This window comes from Anatilimnocola aquadivae (genome assembly GCF_049819085.1).
Classification (GTDB): Bacteria; Planctomycetota; Planctomycetia; order Pirellulales; family Pirellulaceae; genus Anatilimnocola.
Map to the genome: position 1 here is coordinate 7,775,952 of NZ_CP187419.1, position 20,042 is coordinate 7,795,993.

Annotated in this window: 9 protein-coding genes; 4 read left to right on the forward strand and 5 right to left on the reverse strand. The window is 60.2% G+C overall.

Annotated elements, in window-relative coordinates:
• Positions 1-40: 40 nt before the first annotated feature.
• Together NA78x_RS30765 and NA78x_RS30770 are read left to right on the forward strand one after the other, a co-directional pair.
• A complete protein-coding gene (locus NA78x_RS30765; RefSeq protein ID WP_425616215.1) occupies positions 41-3,445 on the forward strand; it encodes a hypothetical protein in 3,405 nt (1,134 codons plus the stop codon).
• Complete coding sequence (locus NA78x_RS30770; protein WP_425616216.1) at positions 3,442-9,972, forward strand: hypothetical protein; 6,531 nt, start codon at positions 3,442-3,444, stop codon at positions 9,970-9,972. Before NA78x_RS30765 ends, NA78x_RS30770 begins: the two co-directional genes overlap by 4 nt.
• A gap of 97 nt (positions 9,973-10,069) precedes the next feature.
• Here NA78x_RS30770 and NA78x_RS30775 read toward each other — a convergent pair whose 3' ends face one another.
• The 5 genes from NA78x_RS30775 to NA78x_RS30795 all read right to left on the reverse strand — a co-directional run bounded on the left by NA78x_RS30775 (position 10,070) and on the right by NA78x_RS30795 (position 17,410).
• A complete protein-coding gene (locus tag NA78x_RS30775) occupies positions 10,070-11,278 on the reverse strand; it encodes an ABC transporter permease (RefSeq protein ID WP_425616217.1) in 1,209 nt (402 codons plus the stop codon).
• 12 nt (positions 11,279-11,290) lie between these two features.
• Positions 11,291-12,223, reverse strand: coding sequence for an ABC transporter permease (locus tag NA78x_RS30780; RefSeq protein WP_425616218.1), 933 nt, complete (start codon positions 12,221-12,223; stop codon positions 11,291-11,293).
• Positions 12,220-14,187 carry a peptide ABC transporter substrate-binding protein gene (locus NA78x_RS30785; RefSeq protein ID WP_425616219.1) on the reverse strand — a complete coding sequence of 656 codons (1,968 nt, stop codon included), beginning with the start codon at positions 14,185-14,187 and terminating at the stop codon, positions 12,220-12,222. The genes NA78x_RS30780 and NA78x_RS30785 overlap by 4 nt, the downstream gene beginning before the upstream one ends.
• Positions 14,188-14,396: 209 nt before the next feature.
• Entirely contained in the window at positions 14,397-15,863 is a 1,467-nt protein-coding gene (locus tag NA78x_RS30790) for a sulfatase family protein (protein ID WP_425616220.1), read from the reverse strand.
• A 539-nt stretch (positions 15,864-16,402) separates the two neighbouring features.
• Complete coding sequence (locus NA78x_RS30795; protein WP_425616221.1) at positions 16,403-17,410, reverse strand: acyl-CoA desaturase; 1,008 nt, start codon at positions 17,408-17,410, stop codon at positions 16,403-16,405.
• A 274-nt stretch (positions 17,411-17,684) separates the two neighbouring features.
• Between NA78x_RS30795 and NA78x_RS30800 the strand changes: the two genes are divergently transcribed.
• Positions 17,685-18,971 carry a PQQ-binding-like beta-propeller repeat protein gene (locus tag NA78x_RS30800; protein ID WP_425616222.1) on the forward strand — a complete coding sequence of 429 codons (1,287 nt, stop codon included), beginning with the start codon at positions 17,685-17,687 and terminating at the stop codon, positions 18,969-18,971.
• A gap of 48 nt (positions 18,972-19,019) precedes the next feature.
• Positions 19,020-20,027, forward strand: coding sequence for an aldo/keto reductase (locus tag NA78x_RS30805; protein WP_425616223.1), 1,008 nt, complete (start codon positions 19,020-19,022; stop codon positions 20,025-20,027).
• The last annotated feature ends 15 nt before the right edge of the window (positions 20,028-20,042 follow it).

Genomic DNA, 20,042 nt, shown 5'->3' on the forward strand with positions numbered 1-20,042 from the left:
CGCTGACACTCGTCGGATTTTGTAACGGGAAACGTCCCTGGTGCGATTCGTCTTGTCCTCATTCTCGACCACACACCAGCCGCTGGTCAGCATGCTGGTTTGGGCCTGGCTGGCGGTCTCGCTCTGCGCACCGGTTCTGCCCACAGCTTGGGGTCAGAACGAAAAAAACAAAGCCGAGACGAAAGAGCCTGCGGCAGAAGGGGCTCCCGCTGAACCATCTCCGGCCGCCAGGACATTTGCTCCACGCCTGGGTCCCGCTGCCCCGCCGGCCAGCGAACTAGACACTTACATGATCCGCGACAGCAAGGGGAACTTGATCCCCGTCATCGGGCTGTCGTTCGAAGACTTCGAAAAGCTGGTGCAGATCCAAAAGGGGCTGCTTCCTCCTCCACCGCCTGCCTTTGCCTTCGACAACCTCACGATCACCGGCAAAGCCGATGGCCCCACCGCCGAGTTGCAAGTCTCGGCCAGCGTGCGCGTGAAGCAGCCAGGCTGGGTGCGCGTTCCCCTGAGGCTGAGTGGCGGCGCGTTGCTGGAACCGGCCAAGTACACCGGCCCAGGCGAACACGTCCTGAGCGTGGCCGGCGAGGGCGAAGGCTTCTTGCTCTGGCTGAAGGGAGAAGGCAAAGCTCATCAAATTCAACTGAAGCTGGCCGTGCCGGTCACTGCCACGGGACTGGAGCGCAAACTGCAACTCAGCCTGCCGCGCTCGACCGAATCGGCCATGCGCTTGCAAGTGCCACTTACTCAGGCCACTGCTTCGCTCCGCAGCGGATCCGAAGGAATTCTTTCGACCAAGAGTCTCTCCGCCGGGCAAAGCGAAATTCAGGTGGTTGGTCCCACCGGTGAATTGCAACTCGCCTGGCAAGCAGGCCGGGCTCCTTCGCCAGAAGCCAAGCCCACGCTCGAAGCCAGCGGCGAGATTATCGTCCGCGTCGAGAGCCGCAGTCGCATCAGCGCCGAAGCTCGCCTCAAGCTGCGTACGCTCGGCAAGCCCATGGAAACCATCACTGTTCGCTTGCCCCCCGACATGCAACTCGTCCCGGCACCCACGACCGGCTACACGGCGGCCATGGCTGAGTCGACCGATGTCAACAAGAACAACGCGGGGCGGCTCGTCGATGTTCGCTTCGATCGCCCCACTTCGGGTCCCGTTGAGATTCGCCTGCTTGCTGAACAAGAAGTCGCGGCCAACGCCAACGATACTGCCGTGCGCCCTGCTCGGTTCGAAGTCATCGGCGCGCAGCGGCAACGAGGTACGATCGATTTTCTCGTCGAAGGAGACTGGAATCTCGCTTGGACCGAAGAAGCTTCCACGCGCCGTGTCGAACTGCTCGAAGCGCCCGTGGCGAATGGCCGTCCGGTGGCTCGCTTCGAGTATTTCAAACAGCCTCTTGATTTGAAACTCTCGATCACGCCGCGTCCCACGCGAATTGCGGTCGAGCCGCAGTATCAAGTGTTCGTCGATGCCACCCAGTTGCGCCTGGAGGCCAGCTTTCGTTTTCGCATTCGCGGCCCCAAAGCAACCGCCAGCAATCTCGATTTGGCAGGTTGGCGAATCGATCGTGTCCTGGGTGAGAACGCGGCCGAACTGCCTTTGCCGCCGGCAGAAGGCGTGACGACGCTCGCCTTGCCACTTACGCAAAACGATGCAGCCAAAGGGGAACTGACGTTTCGCATCGAAGCCCATCAACCTTTGGGAGCCGAAGCCGAAACGGTGCGTTTCTCGCTTCCTCGGCCGCAGGTCGATGTTGCCGCGCCCGCCAGCATCGTGGTGCAACCGGCCGACAATGTCGAACTGGTGCCCACCGCCACCGAACTGAAAGGTCTGGTCGCCGATGCCGCGCTCGCCAGCGCTGCGGCACTAACCAACTCACGTCAACAGCCCCCATTGCTCTATCGCGACTTGGGTTCCAGCGAATCGATTGCCTTTGTCGCCGCGCGGCGCGTTCGTTCTCGTCACTGCAGCGTGAAGGCCGAGACCGCTATTCGCTTGCGACGCGGGCCAGTCGAAGTGCTGCAACAACTCGACTATCAAATCGCCTATGAATCAAAACGCTCGTACCTGCTCGATTTGCCCACCGATCTGAGCGAGTTGAAGGGTTTTCAGGTTTCGCTGAACGATCAATTGCTAGAGCATCGCCCGGCCCCTAACGACGACGGCCGCAATCTGCTGGAAGTGATCGACATGCAAGATCGCCTCGGCGCGGTCAAGTTGCAAATTCGTTACTCGCTGCCCATGCCAACACTCAAGGCCGAGCCGGCCACGCAACTGCAGATTCCACTCGTCGTCCCCGCCGATACCGACTTCGATCGCTTGCTCGGTCAGACCATTCGCATCGAGCATTCCGAAGAGCTGCAACTCAAGCTGCCCGAGGCAGACAGCGGCGACGAAACTCTGGCCCCCAGCCAGCGCGGGGTGCTGGAAGGAAAATCCGACAAGCTCCTCACTTCGTTGAACATCGATGTTGCCCTGCTGCAGACGCCAGAAATCAGCGGGCTGGTGATCGACCGGATGTGGGTGCAAACCTGGCTTTCGCCCCAGCAACGGCAAGAACGATGCGTGCTGCAGCTACGCACCGCCGCGCCCAACGTGGTCGCTCGCTTGCCCGTCGCGACTGCCAACAGCAACATTCAAGTCATGGTCGACGGCAAGAACGTCCCTGCGCAAACGGCTGGCGAACGGACCGTGCGCATCGAACTGGGTGCCGCGACCAGTCCGCAACCGCATGTGATTGAACTTTGGTATTCACTTAAGCGGACCCCCGCAGGCTGGTGGCTCGCCGATCACCAGTTCACACCGCCACAGCTTGAGGGAGCCAGTGCTCCCCAGCGCATCCAGTGGCAAGTGGTTCTCCCTGCTCACGAACACCTGCTGTTCGACCCGCGCGATTACGCGCCCGAGATGAAGTGGAGCTGGCGCAATTATTACTGGTCGCGCGTTGCCAACTACGATCAGCGGTCGCTCGAAGATTGGTGCGGAGCAAGCCGGCAGGAAGCTTTGCCCACGTCGCTCAACAGCTATCTCTTCTCCAGCGTCGGTAGCGAACCGACGTTGCAGCTGCAGACCATCGGCCAGCGATCTTTGGCAGCCTGGCTCGCCGGAATTGGCCTCGTCCTGGGAATGCTCATTTTGCATGTGCCTCAGGTGCGAAGTTCGACGGGCCTGTTGGTGATGGTTGTTGTCTTGCTCGCCCTGGGAATCGCCGCACCGCAGACAACGCTCTTCGCGGCCCAAGTAGTCGCCCTCGGGTTGGTCATCGTAGCTGTCCTTGCCGCGATTCGCTGGCTATGGACGGGGCAAGTGCCGCGCGCACCACAGCCTTTGCCGCGCGCCAACTCGAAACTCTCCAGCCCTCGCTCGACGGGCAGTCGCTCGACGCCACCAGCCACAACGGCCGCCGCTCCCGTGCTGCCTCCGTCTCCCCAAGAGGTGGAGTCGTGATTCCCCACCGCGCGAATCGACGCGCGAAATGCCTCGCGTTTGGACTGTTGACACTCGCGCTGGCTCTCTGCGGTTCGTCGCTGAGCGCTCAACCACCGGCCGCGCCAGCGCCGCTGGTCGTGCAGCCGCTGAGGAAGATTTATGTGCCTCAGGATGATCTGTCGGCCGAGATTCGCGACCTGCGACCAATCAAGCGGGCCGAGTTCGAACGCCGCGCTGCCAACTTTCAGCCTGCAGCGACACCCGACGAGGCTCCCCCCACCGCCACCATCACTGCGGCCAACTACCAAGGGACAATTCGGGGCGATCAGATCGTTGGTGGCACGGCGGAGTTGACGGTCGAGTTGCAATCGGCGTCTGCGACCACCGCAGTCGTTCACTGGCTGCCGCTTGCGCCTTGTTCGTTGCCCTTGGCGAACGTGCAGTGGAAATCGTCCGGCAGAGACACCGGAGAACCAGCCACTTGGGGCATGAGTGACAAGCAACAACTATTGGTCGCCGTGGCCAAGTCCGGCACCCTGCAGTTGTCGTGGTCGCTGCGCGGTCGTCGCGATGAGCGCGGTCGCGTCCGTTTTGAATTCGACCTGCCAGCTGCTGCGCGGCAAAAACTCGAGCTCCGCTTGCCAGCCAACTTGTTGCTCGTCAGCGAAACAGCGATCGTCCGTGAACGCGGCGCGGTGACGCCCGAAAATGGTAACAAGCCTGCCGATGCATTGCCAGAATCTCTGTGGGAAATCGAAGCGGCCGGCGGACGCCGCGTCGAATTGGTCGTGCAACCTCGCCAGCGCGAAGAACAAGCTCAGCCTTTGGTGCTCGTCCGCGAGACCAGCAGCTATGTCTTCACGTCGGGGCAGATGGATTTGGATTTATCGCTGGAACTCGATATCGACCGTGCTCCACTGCGGCAGATTCGCATTCGTCACGATCCTCGCTTGCAATGGACCTCGGTGCGTTGGGGCGAGCAATCACTCAGCTGGACGACGGAGAAATCGAACACCGACGAGCCGGTCGCGGTGATTCAACTTCCCGAGCCACTCACCGGCACCAGCCGATTGATTCAACTCACGGCGGTTGCCGATTGGACTCCGCTGCCGCAAAAGTGGTCGCTGCCGCGCGCTGCGGTGGAGAACGCGATCTGGCAAGAAGGCCGCGCAAACATCGCCGCACCGCGGTGGTTGCAGCTGGATGCCATCGCCGGAGCAGGAAGTCGCTTGACGGCCACCACACTCGCCAGCGATAGCCAGGGAGCCGACCTGCTGCAGTTTCAACTCGAACGCAGTGCTGCCGTCATCGAAGTGCAGCCAGCGGTGATGGCTCAGCCTCTCGATGCCCTGAGCATGCTCACCCTGCAAGTGGAGCCGAAGCAACTGGTCGCTCAATTCGCAGCTGAACTGACCGTCACGAGTGGCAGCCACTTCACCATCGAGTGCGAAGTACCGCGCTCGTGGGTGATCGATTCCATTGAAACCGTCCCTGCCGATTTGCTAGAAGATCGCACGCTGAAAACTCGCGGCAATGTTCAAGTTGCCACGCTCCAACTTCGCCAGCCTTTGCGTTCTTCACGTCCCTTGCGAGTTCAAGCTCGCTTGCGGCACGTACGCGGCTCGGGCGCCGAAGCGTGGAACGACGATATTCTGCAGCCCGTGCGATTCGTCACGGCCGCCACCCAGACGCGCTACGTGACACTGCAACTGGCCGATGCCAGTTTTGAACCGCGGTTGCTCAGCGCCGACGGGCTCGAGTTTCTTTCTCCCTCGGTCCTTTCTAGCAAGGCCCGCGCCCTGGCCGATTCCACCATCGGCACCTGGCTGGTCAAGCTCACCGATAGTGCCCGTCAGCCTCGCTTTCTTCTCGCGCCGGGTTCGCCCCGCTATGCAGGCGAGTCGACGTTGCAAATTCATCTCGCCCCCCAGCGCGTCGACTATCGGCTCTCGCTCCGCTGCGATCCGGAGTCGTCGGCAGTTTCCAGCGTGCTCGTACAGATTCGTCCGGCCCCGGCCAGCGATCCGCAGTGGCGGCTGGAAGCAGAGCCCCGTCCGCTGGTCGCCGAGCGCGTCGAAACGCTTGTCACTCCCAGCGATCAACCGGGACCAGGGCTCTATCGCATCGAACTGCCCCGCGCACGCGATGCTTCGTTCACGCTGGAAGCGGTCTGGAATGAGTCGATCGTGGCTTCGACATTTGCGCCGATGATCGAACTGCCGGAAGCCACTTCGCATGCCGCGCAGGTGGAGCTGATCGGGCCGCTCGATACGCCCCTGACGTGGGAAGCTCAGCGGATGCGCCCGCTGCCGATTCCGCCGTCTTCCTCCCAAGTTCGCGCACGATTTCGCTACCAGGCGGGCCAAGATGCTCGCCTGAAGCTACTGCCACTGCTCGAAACCCAACGTCCCTTGGCTGGTTGGATCAGCCGCTGCGAAATCGAAAGCTGGTTTTCTCCCACCGGTGCTGGCCGACACGAAGCGCACTATGTCGTCGCCGGCGATGATGTCGAAACGCTGGAACTGCGACTCGCCAGCGACGCGCGACTAGCGCGGGCTGTCGTCGATGGCCGCGAAGTGCTCGCCTTCTCGCGCACGAGCGATCCTCGCTGGCTTTCCATTCCATTGCGAACGACGAATGGTGCTCGTAGCAGTGAGAATCCACTCGTCCGGCTCGAGTACACTTCTCCCGCGAATGAAAACTATGCGTGGTTTCGCACTCGCTGGACGGCACCGATTCCGGAGACACGCCTGCCCGTCTTACAGAGTTATTGGCATGCCTACCTGCCGAACAATTGGCAACTGTGGCCCAGTTCGCAAACCGACGGCGACACCGCTTTTCGGAGCACGTCGTTCCTTTCGCTCATGCTGCCCAGTGAAGGAGCAGCCTCGCTCTCGCGCGATCTTCCCAGCGGCGGCAACGTACAAATCGATGTTTACTCGCCCACCTGGTTCGCGCTGTTAGCCCTGGCGGTGGCTCTGTGCTCTGCCGCAGCGGTGTTGTATTTCAAACAGTGGAGCACGTTCCGCCTGATAGCTGCCGCCATTGGCTGGCTCGCCCTGAGCATGCTGATTGCTCCTCCGCTGCGCATCTTCCTGCAAGCGGGTCTCGCTGGTTGGCTCACCGGCTGTGCGTTGCAACTATTTCGCTCGCCGCTCAAAGCCAAAAGCCCTTCGTCTTCGACCACTCCCAGCACACAGTTGCTGCAACCGCTGATGCGGCTGTTCCTTGGCTTTTTGCTCCTCTCGGCCGTGCTCTTCGCGGCCACTTCGTGGAACTTGCTTCCTGCTGGCGCCGCTGAAGAAGCTGCTAAACCTTGGCGTGTGGTCATTCCTATTGATGAAGACCGCCAACCTGTCGGCGAGTACGTCTACGTTTCGCCGCCCCTGTGGGAAGCCTTGTTTCGTCACAATCCACAAGTGAGCGCCGGCCAGCCCGATTGGCTCATTCGCTCGGCCCAGTACGACCTCCGCTGGCAAACCGAAGCGGCCACAACCGCCACTGAGGTTCAAGGCATCACGTTCCAGGGAGTCGTCGCGCGGTACGAAGTCGAAGTCTTCCGCGCCGGCAGTTCGTTCAAGTTGCCATTCAGCCGCGAGCAGGTTCGCTTGGTTGATCCGGGCGTGCGCATCGAAGGTGAAGCAGCGTCTGCCACCTGGTCTGCGGCTGGCGATGCCCTGCAGATTGAACTCGACGCCGAGCGAACCGGTCGCCAACGCATTGAAGTGGGCCTGGCGCTTCTCGTACCACCCAAGGACGGCGCGGTCGGTGCCACGATTCGCATTCCCGCGGTCGCGAATAGCCGCGCGATTGTCCCCGCCCTGACCTCCGCCGACAAAGTGCTCCTTCCCACTGCGCGCGGTGCCGAACAGGCTACCGATGCCGCCGCGTGGCAAGCTGACCTGGGAGCCACGGAACAGCTGACGGTGCAATGGTCGCGCTCGTTGGCTGAGCCGCCGCCAGTGATCGAAGCCGAGCAACTTCTGCTGTGGAGACTGCGCCCCAGTTCGGTCACCGTCGAAGGCAAGTGGCAGTTCCGCCCCCTCACCGGCAAATTGCGCGAAGTAGTGATTCGCGCCGATCCGCGCTTTCGCTTGTTGCCGACCGGCAATGGTTCGAACATCGTAAAGCAGTGGCTCGAAGAAGGTGAAGTGAACCTGCACCACTTCGTGCTCGAGCGCGCAACGACCAGCGATGTATCCCTGACGGCTTCGTTTCTGCTGGTGGGTACGACCGGCATTGGCAACCTGATTCCGCCACGGATCGAACCTGCTGCCGACCGCATCATGCGCGACTGGCAAGCAGCTTGGACCGCTCCCGGCCTGCAATGGAATGGCAAGCCCGGCGGACTGCCGGCCGCCGAGTTTTTGCAGCAATGGGGCGATGTCACGCTCAGTCCCGTGCAGGCGTTTCGCAGTACGGTCGAAGTGCCTCGTCCCACGCTGGCAGTCTCGGCCGTGCAAAATCGCTTGCAAGCTACCGAACAGATCGAATGGTCGCTCACTCCCGATCACACGGCGGTCCGCTATCGCTTGCAAGGGCAAGCTGCTTCCGCCAGCTTGAATCAGCTCCGCTTTCAACTGCAGCCGCAGCTTACCGTTCGCCGAGTGAGTGTCACGCAGGGCGACGTCGCGGTCGCCTCACGCTGGTTCCGGCATGCCGACGGCTTACTCACCCTGCTCCTCGACGAAGTCCGCTCCGAACCCTGGCAAGTCGAAGTGTTGGCCGATCGTCCGCACCAAATGGGCAAACTCGTCAACCTGCCCGTGCTGCAAGCCACCGATATTGAGGTGCAACATTACGAGTGCCTGATTCGCCGTCGTCCCGGAGCAGATGTAAAACTCGGCAAACTCGCGGGCTGGAAACAACTGCCACTGAAGATGGACCTCGACGAGGTCGCGACCGTCGACCGTCTGATTGCTCAACTCGAATGGACCGGCACTCGCCCCGGTGCTGTTCCCCCGCAAATTCCTGTCACGCTCGCCGCTGCTTTGCCTGGCTCATCGGGTGAATTGCTCACGCGCATGGTTCCACTGGCCGAAGGCTGGCAAGTCGAAGTGATTGCCAACTTACGAGCACCCGGCGGAGTGTTCGACGAATTGCAATTCTCCGTCCCTCGCGATTGGAGCGGCCCGTTCGACTTGCAGCCTGCCGCGCGCTCGCATCTGGAACTGCTCCCCGGGCAGTCGCGCAACTTGCTGCGAGTGCAGTTGCAGGAGCCAGTCAAAGATCAGTTGCTGTTACGACTCACTGTGCCGTTGGAAGCCGAACAAGAATTGATTCGCTTGCCGGCCATCGATCTGGTCGGCACGCACGACCTGCAGCGCTGGGTTTCGTTACCTCGCCAGGCCAGTGACTCGCGCCTGCAGTGGCAAACCGCGGGCTTGCAGGCGCGGCCCGAATTGCCGGCGATCTTTGCCGCGAACGAACCGCCGACGAATCTCGCCTACGAAGCCATTATCGATCGCTACCGCGCGTCCGCTCGGCCCGAACGAACGCGCCGCGAACAGCCCCGCGTGGTCCTCGCCGATCATCAAGTTTCGTGGCAGACCGATCGGCGCATCGTGGGCCGGTCGGAACTGACCGTTGTTCCCGGCGGTGCCAAGAGCCTGCTGATCGAACCGCCCGATGCCCACGAACTGGTCGCGGTGGTCGTCAACAACATTCCCGGTCAACTGCGCCGCGAACCAGGCATCAGCGGAGCCGCTACCGTCGACTTGCATTCCGATAGCTGGCCGCAGTGGGTCCAGGTGATCTATCGCGGTCGCTTGCCTGTCCGCGACGAAGCTTCCGGCAAGTGGCAATTCGCCGCACCTCAGTTGGCCGGCGCTCCGGTCGAACGCACGCGCTGGCAGATCAGTGGCCCAGCGCTCCTGGTCGCTCCTGCCACGCTCGCGGGGAGTAAATCGACCGACGACAACGACCCGCTCGCGCCGCTCGAAGCGTTGGCAAAAGTTGCTCGCGGGGCCACCGATAGCCCGGCCGGCAATCTGGCCGAATCGGTCGATACCTGGCTGCGACTCTGGCGACAACATTGGGATCGCGAATGGCAGGCCATTCGCAAGCGGCCTCCTTCGTCGCCGCTTGCGCCCGTCGTCAACGCCCGCCTGCAAGCGCTCCAAAACGAGATGTCCGACTTGCTGACCCTGCCCCTCGCCGAAATCCCGACGATGGTCCCGGGCACAACGCTGGCCAATCTCACGCCCATGCAGGAAGCCGTCGTTGCCCGGCCCCTGTTCGAACTTCGCCACACGCAGGCCGGGGACATGCCCACCTGGACGGTCTCGCTGCCGGCAGCGCCGCAGCAGCCTGCCCGTTCCTACGATTGGCTGATCGCGTTCTCGCTCCTGGGCTTTGCGGTAATCGTCACGCAGCTGGGACGCAGCTCCGTCCTGCGAGATTGGCTCGTCGCCTTCCCCCAACTCGTCTTCGCCCTCTTTGGCGTCGCGGCCCTGCTCATCCCCGGCTATCTCTGGCTCGGCGTGCTCATCCTCGTGCTCACGCTTCCCGCTGCGTTTCATTCGCCCTGGCGGCAACGAGCCTGAGCGAAGTGGGGTGCGGGAGACGAGGGGCGAGACGCGAGGGGCGAGAGAAATCAGAGGCGGCGGTATTTGTATTTCCCTCATCTCCCGCACCCCTCACTCACCGATTCTTCATCCGCGGATCAAGCGCATCGCGCAAGCCATCGCCGAGAAAGTTCAGCGCGAAGAGGGTAAGGGCCAGGGCCAAGCCAGGAAAGAGTACCAGCCACCAGTGAATGCCAATGGGGGTGATGACTTTGATGCCATCGTTCACCAGTTGTCCCCAACTGACATCCGGCGGTTGTACGCCGAGGCCGAGGAACGATAGAAATGCCTCGAAGAGCATGACGCTGGGGATCGTGAGCGTGAGGTAGACAATCACAATGCCCAGCACGTTGGGAACAATGTGGCGAAAGACAATTCGTCCGCTCCCCGCGCCGATAGTCCGCGCGGCATCAATGAACTGTTCGTGTTTCAGCGAGATGACTTGCCCGCGCACGACGCGCGACATCGTGAGCCAATACACGGCACCAATCACGATGTAAAAGATCACGATTTGGTTGATGCCGACCTTAGCGAGCGTCGCCTTGATGGCATCGTCGCTCAGCAACATGATGAGATTAATCACCACGAAGATGAATGGAATGCAGTAGAGAATATCGACGGCGCGCATCATGCCAGCATCGACCATGCCTCCTGCATAGCCGGCGACAGCTCCATAGCTGACACCAATCACCAGCGAAACGACGGCCGCCAGTACGCCCACCATCAATGAAACGCGTGCGCCCCAAAAGATGCGCGAGAGGACATCGCGGCCAAGATTGTCGGTGCCGCAGATTGAAGGAATGCACCACTGACCAAAAATGGCCAGACGAGTGCGAATCATCGCTCGCGCCAGCGGCCCAGGGTTCGTCCACAAGCGATTGAACGGATGAGCGCGGGACTTGCCTTGCAGTTCGGCTTCGAGTTTGGGCTTTTCAGTGGCACTTGCCATGCGAACTTTGGCCGTGAGATCGGCAACTTCTTGATCGAACCTTTTGACATCGGCCAGCGAGACGCTCAGCGGACGTTGCAGCGTTCGCGGCGGCTTGAAGATGTTGGCCTTATCGACGACCTGAAAGCTGGGGCTTTGTAGGGGCAACAGCGGAGTCAGCCAGGCGACGGAGGCGAGGGCAATCAGAAAATAGAGCGATGTCATGGCCGCGTAGTTTTTGCGCAGCCTGCGCCAAGCATCGTGCCAGAGGGAAATGCCTCGCACCTGCGCAGCTTCGGTCAGCAGGGCCGCATAGCGGTCGGCGGTATTGGTCGCAGGTGAAAGATCGGCAGACATAACGGCCAGCGGCTATTCCAACTTCACGCGAGGATCGATGACAGAATACGACAAATCGACGAGAGCATTCATCACGTACAGCAGGGCCGTGTACACGAGCACGGCTCCCATCGCCAGCGGATAGTCTCGCTGCAGGGCTGCATCGATAAAGTGCGAACCAAACCCCGGCACATTAAAGATTCGTTCGATTACTAGCGAACCGGTGAGAATGCCAGCCGCAGCCGGCCCGATGAACGAAACCACGGGCAAAATGGCTCCCCGCAACGCATGTCGGAGGATGACAGTCCGCTGAGGCAGGCCTTTGGCGTAGGCCGTACGGACATAGTCGAGGTTCAGCACTTCGAGCATGCCGGCCCGCGTCAGGCGGGCAATGTACGCGGCATAAGGAGCGGCCAGGCAGATTGCCGGCAGGATAATTTGTCGCGGGCTGCCCCAACCAGCAGCGGGCAGCAGTGGAATGTAGAAACAGAAGATAATGATCGCGAGCGAGGCCAAGACAAAATTTGGAATGGCGATGCCGAGCGTAGCGAGACCCATAAAGCCGTAGTCGTAGATGGTGTTTCGTTTGACCGCCGAGACGACGCCGGCAACCGTGCCGACCAGCAGTGCCAGAGTGAGCGCAATCACACCCAGCGACATTGACACGGGGAAACCTTCGGCAATCACTTCGTTGACGGTATAGTCCTTCAGCTTTTGACTGGGGCCAAGGTGTCCCCGCATCACGTTCCAGAGCGTCGTCAGGTATTGCTCGTGCAGTGGGGCATTCAGGTTGTAAAACTCGTCGAGGTTGCGGCGGATTTCTTCCGGAAGTTTCTTCTCGCCCATGAAGGGACCACCGGGCGAGAGCCTCATTAAAAAGAATGACAAGGTAAAGACAGCCCAAAAGGTCACCACGAACCAACCGAGCCGGCGAAGCAGCGCGCCGAGCAACTCCAGAGCACTCATTTCGCTGCTCCCGACGGCTTGCCTTTGGTTTTGGCATCGCGGTCGATTTCCAGCAGCGTGAGTGGGTGCAAATCTTGCACGTCATTACAAAAGCCTTTGACGTGCGGTTTGATCAGATTTTTGGAAACATAGAAGTACATCGGAATGATCGGCAACTCGTCCAAAAACAGAGCCTCGGCTTCTTTGAAAATAGCCATTCGCTTGACGGGATCGGCTTCCTTCCCGGCGTCGGCAATCAGTTGGTCGTAGTGGGGATTGCCCCAACCTGTCATGTTCTGATCGCCGCCCGTAACAAACATATCGAGAAAAGTGTTCGGATCGGGATAGTCGGCAATCCAACCAGCGCGGGCAATGTAATAGTCCTTTTTATCCTGGGCATCCAGATAGACGCCCCACTCCAGCCCACGCAATTGCACGTCGACGCCCAAATGTTCGCGCCACATCTGCTGCACCCGCTCGGCGATGGTGCGGTGAAGTGATGGCGAGTCGTTATACAGTATCTCGATGTGAGGGAGTTGATGCCCTTCGGCATAGCCGGCCTCTTTGAGAAGCTCTCGGGCTCGCTGAGGATCGAAGGTGATTCCCGGCGGGCTTTCGTAGCCGGCCAAACCAGGAGGCACATATGTTCCCGCCGCGACTTCACCGGCCTTGGTCACGAACTCGCAGATGTTCTTCTTGTCGATCGCCAGATTCAATGCCTGGCGGACGCGCTTGTCCTTCAAGGCATCTTTTTCGGTGTTCAGCCGGTAAAAGTAGACCGTAAGCATCGGTGCGGAAGGAAACTCGTCTTTCAACTCCCGTTTGAGTTGCGGAATCATGTCGGCTGGAATGGTCGTCGCCCAGTCGACATTCCCTTTCAGATACATGTTGAGTGCCGTGGTCTCGTCGCGCAGGGCGAGCACGTCGATGCTGTTAAGTTTGACATTCTTGGCATCCCAGTAGCGAGGATTCTTTTCTAGACGGATCCGATCGCGCAGTTTTCGCAACTTGAGATTGAAGGGGCCGTTGGAAACGATGTTCTCGGGCTTGGTCCAGCGGGGCGAACCGTACTTCTCAATGCAACGACGATTGACCGGGTAGAGCGGATAGAAGGCGACCAGCTCATGAAAGAACGGCGTGCGATCGTTCAATTCGACGACCAGCGTGTGGTCATCAGTGGCCTTGATGCCGACGGTGCTCTCCCAATCGGAGAGCACCTGCATGCAAGCCTCAGGGATCTTGTCTTGGTAGGTGAGCGCTGCGCCGGGCTCTTTGCTGAACGGGGTTGCTTTGCCGTCGATGTCGACGACATAGGTCCAACTCTTCTTCCAGTCGGCCAATTGACGCGACTTGTCTTCCGGCGTGACGGTGCCAGCAATTTCAGGCTCGGAACTCTTGAGAATCTCGACCAGCTTGCCGCGCACCATCGTGCCACGCGGCCAGGCCTGGTACTTGTCTTTGCGATCGGCCAGTTCCACTTCGACCGAGTCGCCAGGCTCAAGCTTGGCCTCGGTGTACTTGCGTGTTCCCCGCACATAGTACAGCTGATACGTGTACTGACTGCCGGTTTCGGGATGCAGCATTCGCTGCCACGAGAAGGCAAAGTCGTGCGCGGTCACCGGAGAGCCGTCCGACCAGAGAGCATTCTTGCGAATGTGAAACGTGTACGTTTTGCCATCTGTCGAAACGTCGTACGACTCGGCCATGCCAGGCTGAGCCGTCAGCGGGGCGTTTTCGCCCGGCCCATACTTCTCGCGATAATCGGCTGGCGGCAACGAGCGGAGAAGCCCCTCGAACAACCCGTTGATCATCCGGTTCTCGGGATTGCCGGTGGCTTTCGCCGAGTCGAGGGTTTGCACCTCCGTGCCATTGTCGAAGGTGAAATCGGCCGGCGGGAGCGGGCTGAGTGCCACTGCCCACACCACCGCAGCCGACACTAGCAGCAGCATCACATACGGAAACACCTGGCGAAAATTTATCGGCATGGTCTGGCTCCGCAGTTGGCTGGACCGGTCCGGTTCATGGAGTTTTTCTCAGAGTGGTGGTGGCGGAGCGAGGCAGGTCCAACGTACTGCTCTGGGGAAACGATTGCAACGGACTCTTGCGGGCTTCCGCTGGCGTAGCGGGAAAGCGCGACAAGAAGCTGGCATTGTTTAATACGCAGCGCAACCACCCTCCGTTCGACCTACGGCGGTTATTCGTAGTCCCACTTCATGATCCAGGGGTCGCTGGTCCGCTGCTGAAAGGATTTGAGCTCGGCCTTCATTTCGCTTAACAGCTGGGCGTACTTGAGGTCGGTAGCCAAGTTCTGCACTTCGTGCGGATCGGTTTTGAGGTCATACAGTTCGAACGGTGCCCGTTGAATGTAGTTCTTCACGGTGCGCTTGCCGTAGAGCGCGTCGGGGCCCTGCTTGTAGGCCGTTTGCCAGGTCGGTGCTTCCCACAAGTCGCTGGCGAAAGGGAAGGGGAGCGGCGCGGCGAGATTCCAGATCAATTTGTACTGCCGATTGCGGACCGCACGCATCGGGTAGTACATCGTGATTTCGTGAAACGTGTGGGACGCTTCGATTTTGTCCCAGCCCTTTGGTTCTTCCTGCTGCAGCACGCGATAGTACGAGCGACCCTGCAAGTTCGACGGATTGGCGGCTGCCCGCGGACGCTTTGGCGCGGGACCTTCCGCGGCGACAGGCAACGCCTCGGCGGCGTCGAGCAGCGTGGCTGCCAGATCCACATGGCTGACCATCGCCTGGCAGACGCGGTTTGCGGTTTCCGCCGTCGGCTTGCCGGGCAGTTTATAAATCATGGGAACCGTCAGCCCTGGTTCGTAGACAGTTGTCTTGCTGCCGGGCATCGCGATGCCGTGATCGGAGGTGAAGACGATGAGCGTGTTGTCGTACTGGCCCGCTGCCTTCAGCAGCGACACCAGTTTCGCGAGCCCCTGATCGACCCGCGAGATCGATTGATAGTACTGGGCCAACTCCGCGCGGCAGGTGGGAGAGTCGGGCAAGAACGGCGGCACAATCACATCCTTGGGATCGTACTTCACTTCGGTCACACCCTCGTAACCAGCAGGCTTGTTGCCAAACGAATCAGGCGCGAGCGGATCGCCCGGTACGGGGCCGCCGCCGCGATGCGGATCGGCCGTACAGTAATACAAGAAGAACGGTTGCTCACTTTTCTCTTCGATCAGCGAGCGGCAATTCTCGGCCATCAGCACCGGGTTGCGTTCTGCTCCCTTGATGACCTGCTCGAACTTGTAAACCGCTTCGGGCTCGACGTGATACTTGCCGACGCGCGCGGTGCGATAGCCGGCCGCGGTCAAGCGAACCGGCAGCGACTGAATTTTGGGATACGACGAAAAGTGATGATAGGCGTGCGCGTGGCCGTAGTGCGCGTTCGCATGATTGTGAATGCCCGACAGAATGACGCTGCGGCTGGCGCTACAACTGGCCGTGGTGCAAAACGCATTTGGCAGGCGGATACCATCGCGAGCCAGGGCATCGAGGGCGGGAGTCTGGATGACCTTGTTGCCAAAGCAGCCCGCATCGGGGCTCATGTCGTCGGTGACAAACAAAATGATGTTTGGTTTCGCAACATCCGCGGCTGCGGCAAGCGAGCCCAACAGAGTCAGTAGCAACAACGATAAACTACGCAGCACCATCGCCGGCTCCCAGTGAAGAGGTTTGAAGCTGCGCCGATTATGGCAGGTGCGGCCAGTGGTGCCATCCGTCGTCCGCGGGAGGCTGATTTTCAATTTCGAATTGCGGGCAGGATCTCGCGATCATTTTGATATAAATTATTAACGAAATACTTGACTACCGCTCGCCACATAGCAATAATGGAAAAACGCTCTCTGGTAGTTTGGTGGTTCTGGTTGCGCCCGCGATGTGCGGTTTGTCCGCTTCGTTCTTGGCGGGACCGGCTTCGATTCAGACCGTTTGTCGTGCAGGTCGTTTGAACGGCCTATCCATAAAACCGGCCGGTTGTTGGACGAAAGGAAGTGGTGCGAAAAAAGCACTCTGGAACGCAAGTGATTGAAGCGAAGCGAGTTCCGGCCAAAATCAAAAACAGGTGCGTGTCCAATAACCTCGGGGGTTGTTGGACGTTTTGAGGCGAATATTCTTTGGGGCGAGTATTCAAATCAACCCGGCATCGTCATGGATCACGACAACAACCTGGCTCCCTCGCTGACGCGTCGGGCTACTTGGCAAGACGCTTTTCGCTGAGAGCTTGCGAAGAGGGGAGCTTGATGTTCCAGGCAAGTCCGCAGGCTTGCATGGCACGAATGACGAGCCAGCTGGTATCGAACTGCCACCAGCGGAGACCGTGGCGGGCGGAGGTGGGAAACGCGTGATGGTTGTTATGCCAGCCTTCACCGAAACTGAGGATGCCACAGACCCAGTTATTGCGCGAGTGATCGCCCGAGACATACTCGCGCTGGCCCATCACATGGCAGATCGAGTTGATCGACCAGGTTACATGGTGCGTGAGAAAGACCCGCACAAAGCCACCCCACAAGAGACCCAGCACGGCTCCTTCGAGCGTGCCGGTCACCGCCCAGGCGATGGCCGTGGGAATGATAAAGCTGAGCAAGATCCAAACAAAGTAGAGCTTGTCGAGTTTCACCAGCAGTGGATCGGCGAGCAGGTCGGGAATGTAGCGTTGCATTTCGGGATGGCTCCAGATGCCCGTGAAGAGCCAACCACTGTGCGAGTGCCACAGCCCGCGCCAAAAGCCGAGCCAACCTTCGCCAGCCAAGTGCGGCGAATGAGGATCGCCCTGTTGATCGCTGTACTGATGATGCCGGCGATGCACCGCGCACCAGACCAGCGGCGAACCTTCCACCGACAGTGCGCCGATGAGCATCCAGGTGGCACGCACCCAGCGGTAGGTATCGAACGAACGATGCGTGAGCAGCCGATGAAAACCGATGGTGATGCCCATGCCGGTCAGTGCCCAGCCCACAAGCAACATCGACAAATAGAGCCAGCCCATGAAGCCCCGTTGCCAGAGGAGCACGATGCCAATGACGAGAGCCGCGAAGGGCAAGGTCACGGCCAGCAGCATCGCCACTTTTTGTCCCGTGGGGGCTTCGAGCGGAAAGTCGCGCTCGTGCGAGATGGCTGGGCCGGTACTTCGTTCGCTGGTGACGGTGGAATACGAGTCGACTGCGGGGGAAGACATCGACGGCGCTGTAGACCCTTCCATTCCCGGCAATCCTCCACTCATTCGAGCGCTAAGAGCAACTAAAAACAGAGCCGGGAACAGACCCGCTCCCGGCAATGGAGTTACTATAACGATTCGCCCAGTCCCCGCCCTACACAGGGGCGTGAAAATGCCGTCCCGGCAGCGTAAAAGTCGTGTTATTGCCTTCCCTCACCCTGGCAGCACCACAGTCCGCCGGGTTTGGATTAGACTGAAGCCGACCAACCCTCCCGCCCAGTTGCCCCCCACTACTCCCGCCTGTTGGAGCTTGCCGCCAATGATTCGCTGGTACTGTCTGACCGTGCTTGCTGGTTGGCTGTTGATTGCCCCGCTGCAGTTTGCCGGCGCTGAAGATTGGCCGCAGTTTCGCGGGCCTAATGGCGATGGCATCTCGCTCGAAAAGAACCTGCCCGCCGAATGGGGTGCCGAGGTTGACGGCAAGCAGCAAAACGTCGCCTGGAAGCTGGAAGTTGCCGGCAAGGGTTGGTCTTCACCGAGCCTTTCTCGCGGCAAACTGTACCTGACGACGGCTGCCCCAAAGGAAGGTGCCGAACCCGACAGCGGCGATCTCTCGCTGCGTGCGCTCTGCGTCGATGCCAAGACCGGCAAGGTCGACTGGGACAATGAGATCTTTGTGCAGGAAGGCAAGAACGCCCCCAAGATCCACAACAAGAACAGTCACGCCAGCCCGACTCCGCTGGTCGATAGCAACCGCGTGTTTGTTCACTTCGGGCATCAAGGTACTGCCTGTCTCGATCTGAGTGGCAAGGTGCTGTGGTCGACGCGCGAGCTGAGCTATTCGCCGGTACACGGTAACGGCTGCTCGCCGATTCTGGTCGATGGCGGCATCGTCTTCAGCTGCGACGGTGGCAAAGACCCGTTCGTCGCGGCACTCGAAGCCGACACCGGCAAGCTGAAGTGGAAGTTCAACCGCCCGGGAGAATCGGGCAAGCGGTTTGCCTTTTGCACGCCGACCGCCATCAGTGTGAACGGCAAGCAGCAAATCGTCAGCGTGGGGGCGGGCATCGTCAATGCGCTCGATCCGGCGACCGGCGAAAGCATTTGGCACGTGAAGCACGAAGGTTACTCGGTAATTCCCAAGCCTCTCTTTGGCCATGGACTCGTGTTCATTAGCACCAGTTATGACAGTGCCCAAGTGATGGCGATTCGCCCCGACGGGACCGGCGACGTGACCGAAACCCACGTCGAATGGACGCTGAAAAAAGGTGCGCCGCACACGCCGTCGCTGCTACTTCTTGGCAAGGATCTATACATGGTTGCCGATAAGGGCGTGGCCACTTGCGTCAATGCCCTGACCGGCGAGCAACATTGGCAAGAGCGAATCGGCGGCAACTATTCTTCGTCGCTTCTGTATGGCGACGACAAGATTTACATTCAGAGCGAAGAAGGCAAAACGCTGGTACTCAAGCCAGGCACTACATTCGAGAAGCCCACCGAAACGGGCTTCACCACCGAACGAACGCTCGCCTCGTATGCCGCCGGTGATGGCGCGCTCTTCATCCGCACCGAGAAGAATCTGTATCGCGTGCAGAACATGAAGTAGTCTCGCCCTGCCGCCAAAATTGATTCCATTACCCAAGAAGGTTGATTCATGTCTCAGGTTTCGTATCGTTCGCTCGGTCGCAGTGGTGTGAAGGTTTCGAACTTGTGCCTCGGCACCATGATGTTCGGTGGACCGACGAGCGAGGCCGATTCGCACAAGATCATTCACAAGGCGATCGATTTCGGCATCAACTTCATTGACACCGCGAACATGTATTCGCTCGGTGGTTCGGAAGTGGTCGTTGGCAAAGCGCTCGCCGGTAAGCGAGACCGCGTAATCCTGGCCACCAAGGGTCGCAATAAGATGGGCGAGGGGCCCAACGATCAAGGGGCCAGTCGCGTGCACTTGATGCACGAACTGAATGCGAGCCTGAAGCGACTGGGAACTGACTACGTTGATATTTACTATGTGCATGCCCCCGACTATGGCACGCCCATCGAAGAGACGATGCGGGCTTGCGACGACATGGTCCGCAGCGGCAAGGTCCACTATCTGGCTTGCTCGAACTTTCGCGCCTGGCGCGTCTGCGAAGCGCTGTGGACCAGCGACAAGCTGAACCTGAACAAATTCACCTGCGTGCAGCCGCTGTACAACATTGTGAATCGTGATATCGAAGTCGAGCTGCTGCCGTTGTGCAAAGAGAAGGGCCTGGGCGTCGTCACGTACAGTCCGCTGGCCCGCGGCATCCTCAGCGGCAAGTATCAGCCTGGCAAACCGTTCCCAGAAGGTAGCCGCGCCGCGCGTAACGACGTGCGGATGCGTCAGGCCGAACTGCGCGACGAGAGCCTGGAAGTGGCTCAGGCCCTGACCGGCTATTGCGAGCAGAAAGGCGTGGCGACGTCGCACTTCGCGTTGGCCTGGTGCTTGGCGAATCCGACGCTCACTTCGATCATTCTCGGTCCGCGCACGATGGAGCAGTTCGACGACAACCTGGGCTGTCTCAACGTGCAAGTGACCGCCGAAGACGAAGCGTTCGTCGACACGCTCGTTCCCACAGGCGAGCACTCGGGCAAGGGGCACCAAGACCCGCTCTACCCGATCACGGGGCGCGGTTAGTTTCGAAAGAGACGC

Bases quoted from the DNA above. Each gene is read 5' to 3' on its own strand.
- NA78x_RS30780 (WP_425616218.1), bottom strand. From the start codon at position 12,223: ATGAGTGCTCTGGAGTTGCTCGGCGCGCTGCTTCGCCGGCTCGGTTGG.
- NA78x_RS30795 (WP_425616221.1), bottom strand. From the start codon at position 17,410: ATGGAAGGGTCTACAGCGCCGTCGATGTCTTCCCCCGCAGTCGACTCG.
- NA78x_RS30800 (WP_425616222.1), top strand. From the start codon at position 17,685: ATGATTCGCTGGTACTGTCTGACCGTGCTTGCTGGTTGGCTGTTGATT.
- NA78x_RS30790 (WP_425616220.1), bottom strand. From the start codon at position 15,863: ATGGTGCTGCGTAGTTTATCGTTGTTGCTACTGACTCTGTTGGGCTCG.
- NA78x_RS30805 (WP_425616223.1), top strand. From the start codon at position 19,020: ATGTCTCAGGTTTCGTATCGTTCGCTCGGTCGCAGTGGTGTGAAGGTT.
- NA78x_RS30785 (WP_425616219.1), bottom strand. From the start codon at position 14,187: ATGCCGATAAATTTTCGCCAGGTGTTTCCGTATGTGATGCTGCTGCTA.
- NA78x_RS30775 (WP_425616217.1), bottom strand. From the start codon at position 11,278: ATGTCTGCCGATCTTTCACCTGCGACCAATACCGCCGACCGCTATGCG.